The sequence below is a fragment of the Psychrobacter halotolerans genome, from assembly GCF_039680845.1.
GTDB lineage: Bacteria > Pseudomonadota > Gammaproteobacteria > Pseudomonadales > Moraxellaceae > Psychrobacter.
In genome coordinates, this window is record NZ_JBDKWD010000006.1 from 180,464 (window position 1) to 197,105 (window position 16,642).

The following is a 16,642-nucleotide window of genomic DNA, read 5'->3' on the forward strand; positions in this document are numbered from 1 at the left end:
TAATTGATGTGCGCTTTGCTGCATTTTAGCCATTATATGAGGTCTTTTTTATGTCTGCTGCCCCTACACCTTACCAGCATCGTCAGCATTCAGTCTGTATGCGCGTCAGCCTGCTTGCCATATTGGGACTCAATGTCATCGCTTGCCACTCTTTAACACCAGCCACGAGCACGCCTGCGCCTTTACCCGACAGAGAATCGCCAAGTGTGGCCTTAGTATTGGGGGGCGGCGGTGCCAAAGGCTTTGCTCATGTGGGTGTGATTAAAGCATTAGAAGAGCAAGGCATCACGCCCACGCTCATCGTTGGTACCAGCGTGGGCAGTTTGGTGGGTAGCCTATATGCTAGCGGCTATACACCAGCGCAGCTTGAGCGTTTGGCGCTGACGACAACCGACAGTGAATTGACAGACTTTGTCTTATCCAATCAGGGTTTTATTGAGGGTATCAAACTCAAAAACTTCATCAATAATAAAGTGGACAAACGCGCCATAGAGGATTTTCCCATCCGGTTTGCGGCGGTCGCTGCCGAAAAACACACCTTAAAAAAAGCGGTCTTTACAACGGGGGACGCAGGTCTAGCCGTACAAGCGTCCTGTAGCATTCCCAATATTTTTATCGCGCCGCGTATTCCAGAAAATGTGGGCAAAAAATACATCGATGGCGGCGTGGTCAGTTTGGTGCCTGTTGATAGCGCGCGTGATTTGGGCGCTGATATTGTGATCGCCGTCGATGTGACGGTGCCAAAGGTTAAAGACCGTACACCAACCAACAATAAAATACCCACTCTGAACGCTTTTAGCAGCTTTTGGGGGTTATTAGAAAACAGTATCGTCACTCAGCAAAGTACAAATAGTAGCCTTAATCAGTCAAGTACCAATCGCAGCTTAGCGATGCGCCAAGAGCGTGACCGCGCTGATATTGTCATCACACCTGATGTTGGTCATATCAGCTCAATCGATACCAGTCAGCGCCGTGCGCTTATAACGGCGGGCACGCAAGCCACCACACCGCAAATTGCTGCCATCAAGCAGCTCATCAAACAAAAATCTCAAAGTAAATACGCCACGCTTTAATTCATCAAACAATTGAATAAGAAATCTGATAACCCATAAAAAAACACCACCGTCATTAACGGTGGTGTTTTTTAGAAAGCCAATATCTGATGGGTCGTTTATTTAACGCGTGCGCGATATTTAACGACGACGGTGTCATTAAGACCAACGCCTTCAAGATCCCAACGTACTGCTTTATAGTACTTCAAGGGGATTTCTTGCAATTGATTGTCCACTTTACCGCGCAAAGGCATACGAGCAAACGTATCGCCATCGGCACTGCCGTAAGGGAAATCAGGCGATACGGTTTTTAGTAGCTCTACTTGATCAGGAATACTCATCGTAACCGTCATTTTACGAACGCGGTCAGCATTGGTATTGGTAAAATACCCTTGATACTCTAAAACATTACCAGACTGCAAGCGTGTATTGGCATCAACAGGAACCAAGACTTCTTGACCACTTGCATCGGCACTGACCAATGAGGCGGTAATTTTGCTATTGACGGCTTGCGCACTTGAGCGACTGTTTTGGCTAGCGTCCGCTTGCAGCGCCACTGAACCATCAACGGCCTGCTCGGGTGTTGGTAGCATTGCTGAGGCCTGTGTCGTGACGACCATAGCACCGATAAGCGTACCAGCAACAACGTGAAACAAGCGATGTCCGCTCCAAGCACTAAATGGACTAGCAAATTGGTTACTTTTTTTCATGGTTTTCATTATCCCTAGTTAATATATCGGTAAAACGCAGCTGGTAAAGCTTGACTCGCTTTTAATATACGTTGAATCATGTAGAAACCTCACGATCGATGTGAGACATTATGGTTTCGCCAGAACACTCTTATCCTGTTCACTCATCTTTGCTTTGCTGCTTTGTTATCCATTATAGGCTGAATTGACGACAAAGCGCGCTCATCATGAGTAAGTCTCCCATCTTATATTGTCATCTCTAACCCGTTAATCACATCTGGGTCATTGATTTCATCAGTTACCTATTGATTTTATAAGTTACTTAATTTTATGAGTTACGTCGAGTCACTGCCTGTCAGGCAACAGCGTTTAGCATAACAAAAAGTGTTTGTGCGTACATGAGCCCCGTGTAGCGGTTGTGTATATAGTCAAGCAGCGATTAAAATCGATAAAAACGACTAAAATAAAAGATAGCTCATCACGATGTTTTTTGCTATGGTAAATCTTTAGCGATTGGCAATTTTTTGCGACGCCTCTTTTTTATTCTGACAACTATTGCTTCTATTATGACTACTAGTGCTATGCCACAAATTAACCCTGAATACGTCCATTGGTTTCGTAACTCTGCTCCCTACATCAACACGCATCGCGGCAAAACGTTCGTGATTATGTTTGGTGGCGAAGCGGTCAATCACCCCAATTTCAGTACTCTTATTCACGATTTTGCTTTATTGCATAGCTTGGGTATCAAGCTGGTATTGGTGCATGGCGCAAGGCCACAAATCGAGAATAATCTAAAAGGCACAGACATTACCTCGCCTTTGCATCAAGACGTTCGCATCACGCCAAAAGCGGCCATGCCAGCCATTTTACAAGCGGTGGGCGCAATTCGGTTGCAAATTGAAGCACAGCTGTCGATGGGTCTGGCCAATTCGCCCATGTATGGCTCGCGCATTGATGCCATCTCAGGCAATTTTGTCACGGCGCGTCCTTATGGTATTCGTGAGGGCGTTGACTACCAAATGACCGGAGAAGTTCGCTCTATCGATGTTGAAGCCATCAAAAACAACCTATTGCATGACCATATTGTGATTTTGGGATCAATGGGCTACTCAGCGACTGGCGAAGTCTTCAACTTACTGGCTGAAGACGTGGCGCTCAGTGCGGCCATAGAGCTTGGCGCCGATAAGCTTATATTCTTAGGTGAAGACACGGGTATCAATGATAACGATCGGTTGTTACGTGAAATGATTCCAAACGAAGTGGATCGTTTCTTACGGGATCGTGATTTGAACTGCGAAATCAATTACTTCTTAAATTGCGCCAGTTTGGCTTGCCGCCAAGGGGTGCATCGTACGCATATCATCTCTTATGCCAAAGACGGGGCTTTATTAGAAGAGCTATTCACCCGTGATGGTTCTGGCACCTTGATCAGTCATGATCCTTATGAAGAGATTCGCCGCGCTGATATCGATGATGTGGTTGGTCTGATCGAACTGTTATCACCGCTAGAAGAACAAGGTATTCTGGTCAGTCGCTCACGCGAACGCTTAGAGCAAGAGATTGATCAATATAGTGTCATTGAACGCGATGGTATGATTTTAGGGTGTGCTGCCCTTCATCCATTAGATACTACATCGGCAGAAGTGGCCTGCGTTGCGGTACATCCTGATTATCGTAGTGGCAGTCGCGGTGCTGACTTATTGGCATTTTTAGAGCAACAAGCGCGCAGTCATGGTTTGCACAAACTGTTTGTCTTAACCACGCGCACGGCACATTGGTTTGTTGAGCAAGGCTTTGAAGAGGTTGATGCTAGCGCCCTGCCAGCCGCACGTTTAGAGAAATATCATAACGGTCGCAACTCGAAAGTTTTCCAAAAAAACCTGTAATTGACGTCAGCGTATAGAACATTTTATAGTCAAGTTACTCTAAAACCGAAACAGGGCTGCTGAGGTAAATTTTTTGCAGCCTCTGTCACGCCCGCGAACAACAAGCAAGAAAAATTTACCCAGTAGCACGTTGCTATTAACGTATCGATTTTATTTTGAACTGACTATAATAGCCAAAAAAAAAGCCTTCATCATTGTGAAGGCTTTTTTGTGTTTACTGCTTTTTTACGCCAAATAAATGCTTAATAAGGCAATTATTTTACGGTTAACAGCTCAACGGTAAAGATAAGCGTACTGTTAGGCTCAATACCTGCGTTACCCGCTTCGCCGTACGCGATGTCTGATGGGATATAAAACTCGTATTTACCGCCTTCTTTCATCAACTGTAGACCTTCCGTCCAGCCAGCGATAACTTGGTTTAGTGGGAATTCAATTGGCTCGCCGCGCTCATAAGAGCTATCAAATACCGTACCATCGATCAATTTACCTTCGTAGTTCACTTCAACGACATCAGTCGCTTTTGGTGATTTACCTGTACCTGGTGTGATGACTTTATACTGTAAGCCAGAAGCAGTGGTTTTCACACCTTCTTTTTTGGCGTTCTCTGCTAAGAATGCCGCGCCTTTGGTCTTATTGTCAGCCGCTTTTGATTCCATATCTTTGACAAACTTCTCTTCTTGCTCTTTTTGATAAGCCATCAATACTTCTTGCATCTGCTCTTGGGTAAGTGCTGAGTCTTTGCCTTCATAGCCATCACGGAACCCCTGCTCGAACGTATCAAGATCCAAGTCTTGTACCGCTTCTTTATTGCCTTCTGCCATCATAAAGCCCAAGCTGTAGCCCACTTTTTCTTTTGCTGGGCTTTGCTCAGTGATTGAGACGCTTTTTGCCGCTGTTTCTTGATTACCATTGTTTGTGCTACAGCCGGTGATCAATAGCATTGCACTAGCAAGGGCACTAACGCTTAAGGTAGTGATTTTTTTCATAAGAGGTTCTCGAGTTATAAAAAGGATATTTACGAATAATTTGCATAACATCATAACAAATATGAGTTTTGGGAGCTATATTTGCGATGAAATTATCGGGCTAATGTACAGTCTGTGTTAATATTTCTATTCATGATAACAAGTTATCACACAAATACAGCAACACGTTAAGCTTTCTATCTTTAAATCCACTAATACATAGGCTAAGCTGAATTAGTTAAAGTGATCAGTAACTGAGTGTAAGCTTTTACCCTGTTTGTTTGGATATTGGTAGTGCAGTCGTTAGCACAAGGTAAATCGATATCATCAGATAGGGATACATCCTCGAAAATTATAACGTCATCGCATAATTTAACTTAAAAAATACTATTTATTATAACCATCTATGTAATGGTTTCGCTCATTATTACTGGTACCTGAAGACTGGACTTACAGTATTATTTGACGGCTTTCATATGATGATTAAAGGAGGATAAGATGAATCCAATGTACACATCATTCAATGGTTATTTAGGTGGACCGATCGGTTCTATTATCGGCGCTATCTTGATTTTCATTATTGGTTGGCTCGCAGCACTTGGCATCGCGGCACTGGTACGCGGCGTACTATCTAAAATAAATCTAAATCAACGTATGAATTCGTCAACAGGTAAAACTTACGATCTTGAGGGTATAATCTCCAAGATCGTTTTTTGGTTTATCTTTATTATTGCCATTTCAGGGGCGCTGAGCCAGTTGAACTTAAACTCTATTTCGGCACCATTTGCAAACATGGTTAACCAAGTATTGGCGTTCATTCCTAATCTTATCGGTGCTATCGCCCTTGGTGTCATTGGTTGGGTTGTGGCAACGGTTGCACGCACCGCCATCAACGCAGCCTTGGCAAAAACCTCAATGGATGAGCGTTTGAGTGCCAAAGCGGGTGTCAAACCAATGAGCAGCACGATTGCTGACATGGTTTATTGGTTCATCTTATTGGTTGTGTTGACTATGGTACTTGGTCAACTAGAGCTTGATGGATTGTTTGCACCATTGACCAATATGGTCGATAAAATCTTTAACTTTATCCCTAACATCCTCATCGCAGGTGTGGTATTTGTTGTTGGTTATATCATTGCCAAAATCGTACGCGGCATTGTGACCAACCTTGTCTCTACTTTTAATGTACAAGAACTGGCTTCAAGAGCAGGCCTGAGTAAACAAAACAGCTTGCCTAACATTGCTGGTTCATTGGCATTCTTAGTCATCATCATTCCAACGATCATCGCTGCCTTAAATGCGCTAAAAATTGAAGCAGTTGCTCGTCCAGCGACCAACATGCTGAATAGAATCATGGAAGCATTGCCAAGCATCTTTATGGCAATCGCAATTCTAGTCGTTACTTTCTATGTTATTCGTATGGTTGCCAACATCATCAAAGGTTTGATCGAAAACACTGAAATCAATCAATTGCCTGCGAAAGTTGGTCTACAACAAACCATGGGTAATCAAAAAGTTTCTGACTTAGTGGGTTATGCCATTATTTTCTTTGCCATGTTGTTTGCGTCTATCGCTGCCGCTGATCTCCTTGGTTTTGTCGCCATCTCTGGCATCATCACGATGTTTATCGCCTTCGGTGCCAATATCATCCTAGGTGCGATTGTTCTATTTATCGGCTTTTGGCTGGCCAATATCATTGCTGGTGTGGTTGAGCGTTCTGAACAAGGTTCGCAATTCCTTGCCAACATCGTACGCGTATTGATCATGGGCTTAGTACTTGCCATGGGTCTTAAAGCGATGGGCATTGCCGACTCTATCGTTAACCTTGCATTCGGTCTAACCTTGGGTGCCGTGGCCGTGGCCTTTGCCCTATCGTTTGGTCTTGGTGGTCAAGAAGCAGCCGCTCGCTTCCTACGTAAGATGCAAGACAAAATGGACAGAGAGCATAAGGAAGCGCAAGCAAAATCTGCCCTTCAGCCAAGTACCTCAACACGAGAAAAATTTGCGGATTCTGTTCGCGAAAACACGCCATCAGCCTCTACCACAAGCACAGCAACTCCTAACTTGCATACTGATATCGTCGATACAACGCAAATAAATAGTACAACGCGCGTTAATACTGATGACATCGCTAATGACAATGTTGGTACTAATGGCTTTGGTAATAGCAGTCTGGATAACACTAACGTCGGTAACAGCAACACTGTTAATAACGATATCGTTGGTGATGATCATTTGCTACCGAATAACGGTATCAATGACGATCTTGATAACAAATAAGTCTCCATTACTCTCAATACTAACCACCAAAAAGACAGCTTAGGCTGTCTTTTTTTATGGTTAAAAAGCCAACTGCATATTCATTATTTTTCTTATAGGTACAAGCTTATAAATAGGCCGCCACTATTTTTTATTCATGAAAAATTCAACTACATAAGCCCTAACAGACAAAGTCGCTTTTGTCGTAATCAGTTGCTATGATGAGGATCAAGCAATATGGGTTGGGCGTAGACTTACAGATTATAAACTGCGTCCCAGCGCTTTTTTCAGGTACATTTATTAAGACTATTTAACGAACACCCTATAATAACAAGGATTGATTTTATGAAACGTTTTAAAGACAAAACTGTCGTCGTCACAGGAGCAGGCTCAGGTATTGGGCGAGCAACGGCCATTCGATTTGCACGAGAAGGCGCGAGCGTCGTTCTAGTAGGACGTACTGCTGATACATTAAGAGAAACCGCCAAAGAGTTTCCACAAGACCATAGCTGGATTCATACTGACAACTATCTAACCGTGGTTTGTGATATTAGCGTACAAAGCCAAGTAAAAGAGATGATGCAGGCCGCAGTAGACACCTTTGGTAAAATCGATGTATTGGTCAACAATGCTGGTAAAGCCATGCAAGGCAAAATAACGGACTTGTCTACCGAAGACTGGAATACCGCCATTAACATCAATTTAAATGGTAATTTTTATGTTTCACAAGCAGCAATGCCGTACCTAATTGCCACTAAAGGCAATATCGTCAATGTCTCATCACTCTCAGGCATGGGCGGTGATTGGAATATGGCCGCGTACAATGCAGCCAAAGCAGGTGTCACCAATTTAACACGTACCTTGGCCTTGGATCACGGACCGGATGGCGTGCGTGTCAATGCCGTCAACCCAAGCGTGACCAAAACGAATATGACGACCGCCATTCAAGACAACTCAGAAAAAACGGACAAATTCATCGCGCGCTCTGCCCTTGGTCGTCTTGCAGCACCTGAAGACATTGCAGCCGCTATTACGTTTTTAGCCAGTGAAGATGCCGCTATGATTACTGGTGTCAACTTACCAGTCGATGGCGGCGTTAGTGCCTCTAACGGTCAGCCACATTTTTAACATATAAATAAAAGATTGGTGATAGAACCAAAATCCATCTGATAAAAAAAGCCCCTGAACTATTGAGTTCAGGGGCTTTTCAGTACTAGTCAATTAATAAAACCAGTCAATTAATAAAACTAGTCACTTCATAAAATTCTATCGATAAGACTATTGGTAATAGCGATTATTAACGTCTTGTAGTGGCTGCGACATACGCTCTGGATGTCTTGGCATGACGCCTTCATACTGTGTATATATCTTTGGCAGATCTGCTTCGATATCGCCGCTAGGATAAACCAATGACAGAAACCGGACTTCTTTGGTTTTATAATCCATGGCAACTGGCAAAATCGGCACGCCAGCACCCAGCGCTAAATAATAAAACCCCGTCTTCCAGCTTTCAGTATATTTGCGCGTGCCTTCTGGTGCCAATCCCAAAAACAAGGGTTTACCTGTTTTGAATTTATCGATACTTGCTTGTAATACTGAACCTTTGTTGCCCCGATCAATAGGAATGACCCCTACCCAATATAAAAGCTGTGCCAATACGGGCACTTTAAACAGGGTGTGCTTCGCCATGATACTGACTTTCAGATCCAACGCAAATAAGGATGGAATGGCATAGATACCGTCAACGTTCGACGTATGCGGAAGTGCCAGCACCACCGCTTGCGGAATATTTGGAATCTCTCCCACGTTGCGCCAGCCAGCCATTTTTAGTAATGCCGAGGCAATCACGGGTGCCACTTTACTACCACGTTTTGGAACCTTGTCGCCAAGCTGCTCTTTACTCAGATTGGGCAATACTTTAGAACGTTTTAAACCTTTCGATGTCATGATGGCACCATATAGTAAAAGATAACTGTATCATACCATCAAGATTAGGCTACTAAGTTGAATTTTATAGGTTTTATTACTGAGCCGCTTGTCTATCTATACACATTCGATCCACTATAAATGAAATCCATGCTACTGAGGTAAATTGTGCACAGCCTCTATCTGCACAGGCACATAAAGAAAGCAAAATTTATCTCAGTGGCGCGTTGCCCTATTTTTATACATGTTATTTGCGAATGAATGTACTAATCAATAAGCGAGTAATAAAAAAACATCTACAGGTATCTGTAGGACTGACTTTTATAAGACACGCATTTATGAGATATCCGCTAAGTTGCCTTTATTTTCAAGCCATGATTTGCGATCAGCGGCGCGCTTTTTCGCCAATAGCATGTCCATGATACCGTTGGTAAGCACCATGTCATCCATATCTAGCTGCACTAAGCGACGAGTATCACGGTTCATAGTCGTCTCACGTAACTGCTCCGCACTCATCTCGCCTAGCCCTTTAAAGCGTGTGATTTGTGCCTTTTTATTGCCTGGGACATTGGCCAAAATGTGTTCTAGCTCAGGCTCATCTAATGCATAATGCACCTCTTTACCCACATCCACGCGGTATAACGGCGGCATGGCGACAAATAAATGACCGGCATCGACCAACGCCGGAAAATGCTTGACGAATAACGCGCAAATCAACGTGGCAATGTGCAAGCCATCAGAGTCAGCATCGGCTAAAATACAAACCTTGTCGTAGCGCAGCTCGGATAAGTCATCAGAGGCTGGATCGACGCCGATGGCAATCGCAATGTCGTGAATCTCTTGGCTTGATAGTACCGTATCTGAAGAGACTTCCCACGTATTAAGAATCTTACCACGCAATGGCAAGATCGCTTGGTAGTGACGGTCACGCGCTTGTTTGGCGCTACCGCCCGCAGAGTCACCTTCGACCAAGAAGAGCTCCGCACCATCACGCAGATCACCGCGACAGTCGGCCAGTTTACCCGGCAGTGCAGGTCCTTGCGTGATCTTTTTACGAGCGACTTTTTTGGCAGATTTGAGACGACGTCCTGCTTTGTTAATCGCAAGCTCAGCAATTTGCGTTCCCATATCGGCATGTTGGTTGAGCCACAAACTAAAGGCATCTTTTGCCAATGTCTGTACCGCGCCAGCCGCTTCACGACTAGACAAGCGCTCTTTGGTTTGACCAGAAAACTGCGGCTCCGAGAACTTCAACGATAGGATATAATTTACCCCATCCCACACATCCTCTGCCGTCAGCTTCACGCTACGAGGCAATAAGTTGTGAATATCACAAAACTCGCGCAAGGCTTCTAAAATACCCGTGCGTAGACCATTGACGTGCGTACCGCCCTGAGCCGTCGGAATCAAGTTCACATAGCTTTCTTGAATCGGTGCTCCGCCCTCAGGCAACCAAGACAACGCAAAAGTAATGGCAGCCCGTTCACCCGCTTTCGCATCGTAGTTATAATAAAATGGCGCTTGCGGCAATGTCTCAAGACCATCTAATTGCTCGTTTAAATACTCAACCACGCCATCGGTAAATTGCCAAACGACTTTTTCATCGTTGATATCATCGACAAACTCAATCGTCAGTCCTGCCGCTAAAACCGCTTTGGCTTTTAAATTGTGCTTAAGCTGTTTTACATTAAACTTGGGCGTATCAAAAAAACTGCCATCCGCCCAAAAATGGACTCTGGTACCACGTTTGCGCTTGTTTGAACTGACCGCTTCGGTCAAAGGCGTCACGGGTGCGCCATTTTCAAATGCCATGTCAAACTGCGTACTGTCACGCCATACGGTAACTTCAACACGTGTGGATAGCGCATTCACAACGGAGATACCCACGCCGTGCAGACCACCCGACACCTCATAATTAGAGGTCGAAAACTTACCACCCGCATGCAAGCGAGTCAAAATCAGCTCAATACCAGATTGATTAAATTCCGGATGAATATCGGTCGGCATCCCGCGACCATCATCCTCGACTGACAACGAACCATCACTGTGCAGTTGCACTTTAATGGTTTTGGCATAACCTGCCAATGCTTCATCGACGGAGTTGTCAATGACCTCTTGCGCCAAATGATTGGGGCGCGTGGTATCAGTATACATACCGGGACGACGACGAACTGGCTCTAACCCTTCTAAAACTTCTAACGATTGCGCATTATATTGACTCACAAATGCATCCTTAATTGTTCATGTGCGATTAATTCTATTAAACCATTATAACGAAAAATAGCGACCTTAATGGTAATAGTCGGTCGCTTACGTCATATAATGTCGTCTATTTATTTGATGCGATTTTAGACCAACTGCTGTATTAGCTTAAGCACCATGGGCAATTGCTCACCAAAGTCACTGAATCGATGATCGCCGCCAGCTTGTACTGTCACCGTAGCACCTTGTTCTTGATAAAAGGTTTTGGCCAGCTCAGGATCTAATAACTCATCGCCTTCTTTAATCAGTACCGCGACTTTATCTGGATGATTAACGACTGATAACGGATGGTCAGCAAACCACTGTAAATCAGTATTGGTAATATTCCAGCCACCTGCCGTCGAATGCAGAACGTAATCCTCCAACAACGCTTCTTTGGCGTTATCAGTTGACACAGACTCGTCGGCAAATCGCTGTAGCGTGATGTGCGGCTGCGTACTGGGATTTAATAATAGCGCGGCGCAACCAGTATGATTGCTGATTAAGGTAGAAAAATACCCGCCTAACGAGCTGCCGACCAGTACTGTGTTTGATGTGTGCGACTGCGCGGCTTTAGTGTTTTTAGTTTCATCATTATTGGCGTTTTCTATCAACGATACTAGGTGCTTAAAAACGTGCTCAGGCGATTGATTCAAATCTGGGCGCAGTACGGTAATGTCTGGATGGTGCTGCTGACAATATTTTTCTAATAACATGCCTTTGGTAGAATTGGCATCGCTGTCCAAACCATGAATATAGATGAGGTTCACGTATTATCTCGCTTATTTTGATTGTTTTATAAAGACTGTGATACTCAGCATAACACCGGCTCAGTAAACATAGTAACAATAAAACGGCACACTATTATTCGGTATTTGCGACATAATAGGCTATTATCCGAGTTTTGCGCCCACCAAAGGAATGACCGTAGTAGCGATGGAGCCGCCATGAATCCACAGTTTGAGCTGTTTGACATAGACAACCCTTGTATCGGTGTCTGTCAAAGCAATAAAAAAGGCTATTGCTTTGGTTGCCTGCGCAGTCGTCCTGAGCGTCAGTTTTGGCATGAGATGACGACAGAGCAGCGCCGAGAGGTGTTACGGCTTATTGTGGGTCGTAAACAGCGTATCGAGCAGATGAAACAGCGTAAGAATGAGCAGTTGGGATTTGACTTTGAAGAAGAGTTTGAGGTGGGTGAGTTGTTTTAGTGATTAAAAATCAGGATGTAGAGTTAAGCAATTACATGTACTTTCGGTAATCGCTATTACTAAGATAACTCAATCTTTATTTTTACTGACCGTCGTCTAAGTCTAAAGATTTAACATTTAATAATTCGCTGTTGTCTTCATTTAATTCGAATGCTGAATCAGTAAAATATAATTCTACTATTTCTGCATTTGCCTTTATACCGTCCATATAATCGATGTTTACGTAAGCCAAGAAAGTTTCTGTATGTTTTTTAGTTATATCATTGTATAGAACAAACATATATCTTTTGTCTTCGGGATCCCAAGGAGAACGATCATAATCAATAACTGAATAACGAGCTTTCAAGACTACTTCAAAATCTATTTCATATTCAACGCTCTCTTTAGATACTGAAATAATATTTTTGTTGGCTATACAAACTGACTCGATATCTACTTGGTAAATTTCATCATTAAACCCCATGACCTCATCAGAATAAAACTCTCCCTCACTAATTTTTACTTCAGCGATTTCAATTAACTCAGCTTTTAACTTTTCAAAAACACTATCTGCATACCTCACAGGATCTGCTAACTCTTTTTCTTCTCTTATAACTAGATTTAAGAAGTCCTCAACCTTATTTAGATAGATCAAATTATCTACAGTATCAGCGTAGTTCTCCATATCGCCATCATTGCTAATTAAATACAAAGTATGTCCTCTATCATCACTTACTTTAGACACAGCTTCTAGTACGAATGCATCAGGAAATTCTGACTTTTTCTTCAATACACCAAATGGAGGTTCTGAATTAAAATACCTATCGAAAATAATCGTAGCATCTACATTGGATATATCAACGATCTCCGCTGAGCTTCTATCCATAAAATCCTCAAAGTTTCGTAAAGCTGATTCATAAATATCATTTGCTGTTACTTTATTAAAAATACCATAGCATGGAAGTTCAGGGGCGTTTCTTAAAAACATTGCCTCCTTTTGTATTTTCTTAATAGCTCTAGCTGATTCCTGTGATTTAGAAAGTAAGTGAGCTTTGATTTCATTAATCGTAATTTGAGTTATCAAAAGATGAATTCTTTTAGACTCGAGAAAATCACAAAGGTTTCCTAATGTATGTTCAGTAAATTGATAATTTTTACTTTCATATACTGACGTATCAATAAATACTAATCTACTTTCCAGTTCAATGCTCATAGCTTCCCTTATAATATACGTCGCATTTTAAAATCAATTTCGAACTTTCTTACTGTCATTAAAAAGGAATATTAGTATCGAAACCATTAACTGATTTGGAAGCTTTAGGTTTAAGAAATTTCTCATTATTTAGAAGTTCATCTACACCTAACTCAGTAATTGAATATGTATAGAAATCATAACCATCTTGATGGTCTGTTTCTATAGACTTGCTTATTAAACCCATACGTTCTAACTTAATGAGTGATATTTGAAGAAAAGCCTCGTTTACTTCACGAAAATTGCTAGCAATTCTATGAAATGCTAAGCCAATTGGATCAGAAACGTAACTTTGAAGACAAGAGGCTAGAAAGTTATAATCTTGCTCTTTTAATTCATAGTTAGATGGATTAGCAATAATTGCTTTGGATTCAGAAAGACTAGAACGATTTAGAATACCTAAACTAGCAGCTTCTATTTTAATTAATGAGCAAGCTCTATTAGTTGCAGAAACTAAATCACTATCTGAGCGGTTTGGATCATAGTCAGCAGGCGTCATACCTAGCAAATCAGTTGGTAAATGTATATCTACATCACGAGGCTTAAGAATGAAAGAACGTTCCTTTCCAATAGCACCAACAAATAATCCAAGTTCAAATACCACATTATCTCTAACTATATGTTGATTTTCATCTCTAATTATAGCTACATCATCTGGCGCAAAAATAAATAGTGCAAAGTCGACGGTAGAGGACTTCTCAACTAAATCTTCAATAGTTGAAGATGAAAGTTTAAACGTACCGCCTGTCCAAATAGTAACTTCAAACTGATGATCTAGGTTTACATTGACAGCTTCGGCAATTGGTATACTTTCAACTGAAGAAGCAATAAATAATCGTGGTTTTCTCAATTTATGATCTCCATACTTTATATAGCAATAATATAGTAAGTATAGCAACGAATGCTACTTAATGAATAGGAACCCAAACAAACAAAGCCCCCTCACATTTTTGTGTAAGGGGGTATTGAAGAATAGAGAGCTGACGATGATCTACACTCACATGGGCGAACCCACACTACCATTGGTGCTACGATATTTCACTTCTGAGTTCAAAATTTATCAAGTGATACATCGTGCTATTGTGATTAGCAATTAAGCGTGAACCTTGTCACCCTTTTTTTCCTGACTATAAAGGCTTAGTAACTAGACTATAGAGAGTACGTACGCCATTAATATAGTTACCCATCCGCATATTTTCATTAGCAGCGTGCTGATTGTTGTCGGCATTAACCAAGGGCACAATAACGAATGGCACTTGCAGAGCGTCCACAATCTCTGCCGTTGGCACAGTGCCGCCCATCATACGAATACGCACTGGCGCAGGCGTTCCGCCAAATGCTTCAGTCATAGATTGGTATGCCCATTTGCCTACTGGCGCATCCATCGGTGTCGCTGCAGCGTTGCCACCTTTACTCTGATAAGTGAAACTTGCTAACTTATCGAAGCGCGCTCTATCATCATCAGTAGGTGCGCCTGTCACCAAGTGATAGCCTTGTTTTTGAATATGGGTCTCAACGAGCTTGGTAAGGTAGTTGGCATCCGACTCTGGCGTCGTACGTAGATCCAGCTCGGCCACTGCCATGTCAGGCACAATAGTGGCGACCTTATCACCAACGGCAGCCGAGGCCATTCCTCGAACATTGAGCGATGGATACTGCATTGCCTCCTGATAGTTGTTCCCTACCTTGTCAGGATTTGAGATACCAAGGCGCTTCTGCATCGCAGCTTCATCATCTGGAACGGCAGCCATAATCTTACGGTCAGCGGCATTGAGTTTCACGCGATCATAGTAACCCGGTATGGTGACATGGCCATCATCACCCTTCATGGAAGCAAGAAGGGTCGCCAAGCGTTGAGCGGGGTTGGGTGAGTAGTTACCATAATGGCCACTATGCAGCGGTACTTTGGCACCGTAAACGGTAAGGCGCGCCTGAGCGGCACCTCGATTACCAAAAATAAGAGTGGGCTGGTTGGTTGCGTGCATCGGCCCATCATTAATCACGATGACATCTGAGCGCAGCAGTTCTTTATTGGCTGACATTACCTTGTTAATTGAAGGAGACCCTTTTTCTTCCTCACTATCAAGCAAGACCTTCACATTCACACCCTGCGCGGCGCCACTGGACTTTATGGCATCCATAGTAGCAAGAAGCATCATGATTGGCGCTTTATCATCTGCAGAAGAACGCCCAAAAACTCGCCATTCTGGATCAACCGAACCTTTGAGTAACTTTGCAGAATCCATCTCTTCCCACTCGCCATTTGCGTTACGTTGTTTAAGTACAGGCGTCCAAGGATCCTTCTGATCCCATTGTTCAGGTACTACTGGCTGGCCATCAAGGTGCATATAAAAGAGCACCGTCTTACGTTTGGGGTCAGCATTTGGTTGTTCTGCAAACAGCATGGGCTTACCATCGTTTGCTAATTGCTTTGTGTCAAAGCCGCGCTTACGGAAAGCCGTCTCAAGAAAATCAACGTTTTTACGTATGTCCGCTGGGACGATCGCGTCGTTTGGTAGTTTTAAAAGACCAAAGTACTCAGGATAAGTACCTTGTGCATACTCAGCAGCAGAACTTGCAGATAGTTTAGCGGCATTGGCAGTGTTACACATCATAAGCGCAGCACCAACCAAAGAAAAAACCTGTAATTTATTCATAATTTCCCTATATTTATGAAGCCAATCAATGCAATCCATTGTAACTTTAAACTATCTAATCAAGATATTGTCATTGAATGACATATTGACCATTTATTCTAAGTTGTTTTAGTGATTAATGATCTTAAGTTCTATGAATTTAGCACTAATAGCACAGTCCAACAATATCCATATAGGAATACAGTCTATGTCAATTGGTTAACATTGCTTAAATCATGGTGTTAAATTGAATAGGTAGATGGGTTGACTGGGAAAAGCAGCCAATACAGTAGGAACACAAATATGTAAAATGAGGCCGAATGCTTAAAAGGAAGATTTTCAGAGAATATAATCCAATACCTAAACCAACCGTACAGAAACTACGATTTCATGGGAAGCACAGTGCTTATCTTGAATAAGATAAAGAGGTTAGAAGAGGAGATAGCGAGCAGACTGGTCAAATGGCGGACAAAGAAAAGCCCCTTGATACGTTAGTATCAAGGGGCTAGTCAGGAATAGAGAGCTGACGATGACCTGAGCGCCGTA

At 42.8% G+C, this 16,642-nt stretch carries 13 protein-coding genes and 1 rRNA gene; 5 read left to right on the forward strand and 9 right to left on the reverse strand.

The features are described 5' to 3' along the window. The first annotated feature begins 50 nt into the window (after positions 1-50). The gene (locus tag AAJP47_RS11960; protein ID WP_346718144.1) at positions 51-1,073 is read left to right on the forward strand and encodes a patatin-like phospholipase family protein; all 1,023 of its coding nucleotides are present in this window, start codon (positions 51-53) and stop codon (positions 1,071-1,073) included. A gap of 98 nt (positions 1,074-1,171) precedes the next feature. On the opposite strand, the gene AAJP47_RS11965 is transcribed toward AAJP47_RS11960, so the two are convergent. Beyond that, positions 1,172-1,762: a hypothetical protein gene (locus AAJP47_RS11965; protein WP_346718145.1), complete on the reverse strand. Its 591-nt coding sequence runs from the start codon at positions 1,760-1,762 to the stop codon at positions 1,172-1,174. 545 nt (positions 1,763-2,307) lie between these two features. On the opposite strand from AAJP47_RS11965, the gene argA reads away from it, so the two are divergent. Then, the gene (gene argA, locus AAJP47_RS11970; RefSeq protein ID WP_346718146.1) at positions 2,308-3,630 is read left to right on the forward strand and encodes an amino-acid N-acetyltransferase; all 1,323 of its coding nucleotides are present in this window, start codon (positions 2,308-2,310) and stop codon (positions 3,628-3,630) included. 254 nt (positions 3,631-3,884) lie between these two features. Here the strand turns inward: argA and bamJ are convergent, their stop codons facing one another. Then, positions 3,885-4,616 (reverse strand): BamJ family beta-barrel-assembly machinery protein, encoded by a 732-nt coding sequence (gene bamJ, locus AAJP47_RS11975; protein WP_346718147.1) that lies wholly within the window; start codon positions 4,614-4,616, stop codon positions 3,885-3,887. 477 nt (positions 4,617-5,093) lie between these two features. On the opposite strand from bamJ, the gene AAJP47_RS11980 reads away from it, so the two are divergent. Next, complete coding sequence (locus AAJP47_RS11980; RefSeq protein ID WP_346718148.1) at positions 5,094-6,875, forward strand: mechanosensitive ion channel; 1,782 nt, start codon at positions 5,094-5,096, stop codon at positions 6,873-6,875. 324 nt (positions 6,876-7,199) lie between these two features. Further along, on the forward strand, positions 7,200-7,982 hold the full coding sequence (gene budC, locus AAJP47_RS11985; protein ID WP_346718149.1) for a meso-2,3-butanediol dehydrogenase: 783 nt from the start codon (positions 7,200-7,202) through the stop codon (positions 7,980-7,982). Between the two features lie 150 nt (positions 7,983-8,132). On the opposite strand, the gene AAJP47_RS11990 is transcribed toward budC, so the two are convergent. From AAJP47_RS11990 to AAJP47_RS12000, 3 genes are all read right to left on the reverse strand, one after another. Further along, complete coding sequence (locus AAJP47_RS11990; protein WP_346718150.1) at positions 8,133-8,801, reverse strand: lysophospholipid acyltransferase family protein; 669 nt, start codon at positions 8,799-8,801, stop codon at positions 8,133-8,135. Between the two features lie 315 nt (positions 8,802-9,116). Beyond that, entirely contained in the window at positions 9,117-11,003 is a 1,887-nt protein-coding gene (parE, locus tag AAJP47_RS11995) for a DNA topoisomerase IV subunit B (RefSeq protein ID WP_346718151.1), read from the reverse strand. Positions 11,004-11,128: 125 nt separating this feature from the next. Then, positions 11,129-11,791: a YqiA/YcfP family alpha/beta fold hydrolase gene (locus AAJP47_RS12000; protein ID WP_346718152.1), complete on the reverse strand. Its 663-nt coding sequence runs from the start codon at positions 11,789-11,791 to the stop codon at positions 11,129-11,131. Positions 11,792-11,968: 177 nt separating this feature from the next. Here AAJP47_RS12000 and AAJP47_RS12005 point away from each other — a divergent pair, with 177 nt between their 5' ends. Then, positions 11,969-12,229 carry a DUF1289 domain-containing protein gene (locus AAJP47_RS12005; RefSeq protein ID WP_346718153.1) on the forward strand — a complete coding sequence of 87 codons (261 nt, stop codon included), beginning with the start codon at positions 11,969-11,971 and terminating at the stop codon, positions 12,227-12,229. An 82-nt stretch (positions 12,230-12,311) separates the two neighbouring features. On the opposite strand, the gene AAJP47_RS12010 is transcribed toward AAJP47_RS12005, so the two are convergent. From AAJP47_RS12010 to AAJP47_RS12020, 4 genes are all read right to left on the reverse strand, one after another. Next, positions 12,312-13,421: a PIN domain-containing protein gene (locus AAJP47_RS12010; protein ID WP_346718154.1), complete on the reverse strand. Its 1,110-nt coding sequence runs from the start codon at positions 13,419-13,421 to the stop codon at positions 12,312-12,314. A 58-nt stretch (positions 13,422-13,479) separates the two neighbouring features. Continuing rightward, the gene (locus tag AAJP47_RS12015) at positions 13,480-14,310 is read right to left on the reverse strand and encodes a TIR domain-containing protein (protein ID WP_346718155.1); all 831 of its coding nucleotides are present in this window, start codon (positions 14,308-14,310) and stop codon (positions 13,480-13,482) included. Between the two features lie 128 nt (positions 14,311-14,438). Continuing rightward, positions 14,439-14,551, reverse strand: a 5S ribosomal RNA gene (gene rrf, locus AAJP47_RS13480). A 36-nt stretch (positions 14,552-14,587) separates the two neighbouring features. Beyond that, positions 14,588-16,117: a M20/M25/M40 family metallo-hydrolase gene (locus tag AAJP47_RS12020; RefSeq protein WP_346718156.1), complete on the reverse strand. Its 1,530-nt coding sequence runs from the start codon at positions 16,115-16,117 to the stop codon at positions 14,588-14,590. Positions 16,118-16,642 lie beyond the last annotated feature (525 nt).